Origin of the sequence: Leucobacter musarum subsp. musarum (genome assembly GCF_001273845.1) — a bacterium.
GTDB lineage: Bacteria > Actinomycetota > Actinomycetes > Actinomycetales > Microbacteriaceae > Leucobacter > Leucobacter musarum.
In genome coordinates this window covers 1-293 of sequence record NZ_JHBW01000023.1, presented here as the reverse complement: position 1 = coordinate 293, position 293 = coordinate 1, and the positions used below count along the sequence as shown (strand labels likewise).

At 68.9% G+C, this 293-nt stretch carries 1 protein-coding gene; it reads left to right on the top strand.

Going from position 1 to position 293, the window contains the following annotated elements:
• Positions 1 to 293: AMP-binding protein (locus CH42_RS00075; RefSeq protein WP_368730397.1), on the top strand; the 293-nt coding region annotated here is incomplete at both ends.

The following is a 293-nucleotide window of genomic DNA, read 5'->3' as shown; positions in this document are numbered from 1 at the left end:
CGGACTGGCCGTGGAAGCGGCCCGGTGGCAGGAGAGGCTCTCCGCTCGAGGGATCGGGATCGGAAGCCTCGTTTCGATCCAGCTCCCGAACTGGTGGGAGACTCTCGCGGTCACCTATGCAGCCTGGGGGATCGGGGCGACCGTCAACCTCCTCACACCGATCTACCGCGACCGGGATCTGCAGGTGCTGTTCGAGATGCAGCCGCCGGACGCGGTCGTCGCGCCCGCCGAGCATCGCGGCACCGATCACGCGGCGATGATCGCCGGAGTGCTGCGGCGCAGCTCGATCGAGG